The 2,056-nt window shown below is 33.9% G+C and carries 3 protein-coding genes and 1 tRNA gene; all 4 read left to right on the top strand.

Going from position 1 to position 2,056, the window contains the following annotated elements; all coding sequences use genetic code 11:
• Window positions 1-33: 33 nt before the first annotated feature.
• A tRNA-Leu gene (locus ACW2QF_RS19825) sits at window positions 34-109 on the top strand.
• 263 nt (window positions 110-372) lie between these two features.
• The gene (locus ACW2QF_RS19820) at window positions 373-945 is read left to right on the top strand and encodes a TetR/AcrR family transcriptional regulator (RefSeq protein ID WP_455717742.1); all 573 of its coding nucleotides are present in this window, start codon (window positions 373-375) and stop codon (window positions 943-945) included.
• A 41-nt stretch (window positions 946-986) separates the two neighbouring features.
• Window positions 987-1,421: a cupin domain-containing protein gene (locus ACW2QF_RS19815; RefSeq protein ID WP_455717741.1), complete on the top strand. Its 435-nt coding sequence runs from the start codon at window positions 987-989 to the stop codon at window positions 1,419-1,421.
• Between the two features lie 110 nt (window positions 1,422-1,531).
• A partial coding sequence (locus ACW2QF_RS19810; RefSeq protein ID WP_455717740.1) for an NUDIX hydrolase occupies window positions 1,532-2,056 on the top strand: 525 nt, incomplete at its 3' end.

Below are 2,056 nucleotides of genomic sequence, written 5' to 3'. Positions count from 1 at the left end.
CAGGTTCGAGCCCTGTTGGTCCCATATATGCCGGCGTGGCGGAACTGGCAGACGCGCTAGACTTAGGATCTAGTGGGAGACCGTGCAGGTTCAATTCCTGTCATCCGCAGTAAAGTTTTATTAGGTTCTTAAATTTTGACTTCAAAATTTAAGAACTTTTTTTGTATATTTCTTTTATAGATATTTAGGCTAAAAGTAGTAGACTATTTACACTTGACATAATAGACCACTTGGTCTATTATGGAATTGCGCGAATTATTAATCTATGCATAGAGAAGAACATACAGTTTTATTCAAACATGGCAATAGAAAGTAAGTGGAGTGAGTTTTCTATTGTATGAGATAAGCTGTTGTGAAATAGAGGTAGCAGATATGAACGATAAACAAAATGATATAACAAAGGGTGAAGTAACGAAGCAAAGGATTATAGAATGTGCTGCTAACTTATTCATAACCAAGGGATATAATAATACTGGCGTAAATGACATTCTTAAAGAAACGAATTTACCAAAAGGTTCTTTTTATTATCATTTTAATACAAAGAAAGAGTTGGCAATAGAGGTAGCAAATTATTTTAGTCAATCTTTTGGTTCATGGCTAAAGGGAGTGGCTAAAAATCGAACTTGGAGGGAGTTTGTAGAACAATTTATGAATAAGATTATTCATGATGGGAGAGAAAATATATATTTTGGTTGTCCATTTGCAGTATTAGGATGTGAGCTAGCCTTTCTAGATGAGGATATAGCGAATGCATATTTAAATCCATTAAAAGGTATGGTTCAACTCTTTGCAGAAGTATTACAACATTCAGCCATACCAGAAACCGAAATAAAGGATAAGTCCAATCATGCATTCGCACTCTTTGAAGGATATGTTTTGTATTATCGAGTATCAAAGGATATTACTGTACTAGAACGTTTAAAGGATCAATTGATCAAGATGTAAGTAATTTTGGTAATTAGAATTTGAAAGCGTAGGTAAGTAAAATGAGCGAGATAAATATTGTTGCAAATAAGGAAAACTATAGTGTCTGTAGTATTGGAAAATTAGATGATTTGAAAGAATTTACGTATAAACATCCTCTTTTGACAGAAGCTATGGAAGGAAAAGTATTTGTAGGAGAGGCATTGAACACAACTTCAATGGAGATTTCTCTTCAGAGTCTTCTGGCTGAACAAGAGATTCCATTTGACCACAAGCATAAAACCCATGAAGAAGTTTATATAATCTTAAAAGGAAAAGGTAGATTTATTGTTGATGATGAGGTTACAGAGGTTTCAGAGGGAAGCATGGTAAGAATTGCTCCAGAGGCAAGACGAAGATGGAGTAACCCATATGATCAGGAATTACTTGTTATGGTGATTCAAGCAGTAAAAAATACATTAAAACAACATACTGTTTTTGATGGATATGTTGACTAAGAATTTGTAGAGATAGGGAGAAATTATAAATAAGGATTTATGCTTTAATTGATACTACTTCAAAGAAGTGATAGAGATTATCACAGGCATAATAATAGGAGGAAAGAATTTTGAATTGGATTGATGAGATACGTAATTACACACCGTTTAACGAACAAGAGGAACAGGATAAGAAAGTGGCACTAGATTATATTACTATGTTCCCTAACATACTTACTAGAGATAATGATTTCGCTCATATGACAGCTTCTTCATGGATTGTTAATAAAGATAGATCGAAAGTTTTGATGATTTACCATAATATTTATCAATCATGGGCATGGACTGGAGGGCATGCAGATGGTGAGGATAATATGCTTAATGTTGCTATAAGAGAAGCAATGGAGGAGACCGGCATTAAGACAGTTAAACCAATCCAAGATACAATGTTTTCTTTGGAGTTGTTATGCGTGAATGGACATGTGAAGAGAGAACAATACGTATCGTCTCATATACATATCAATGTAACGTATCTACTTGAAGCAGATGAGTCTGAAGAATTAGCTATGAAAGAAGATGAAAACAGTGGTGTAAGATGGATTGCTATTGAAGATGCTATAAAACTAAGTAGTGAAGAGAATATGAAAGTAATATAT

This window comes from Anaerosporobacter sp., assembly GCF_965301125.1.
Note: the sequence above shows the minus strand (reverse complement) of the source record. Positions and strands in the feature narration are given on the sequence as shown.

Excerpts from the sequence above, each read along its gene's own strand:
- ACW2QF_RS19820 (WP_455717742.1), top strand. The coding sequence starts at position 373 with ATGAACGATAAACAAAATGATATAACAAAGGGTGAAGTAACGAAGCAA.
- ACW2QF_RS19815 (WP_455717741.1), top strand. The coding sequence starts at position 987 with ATGAGCGAGATAAATATTGTTGCAAATAAGGAAAACTATAGTGTCTGT.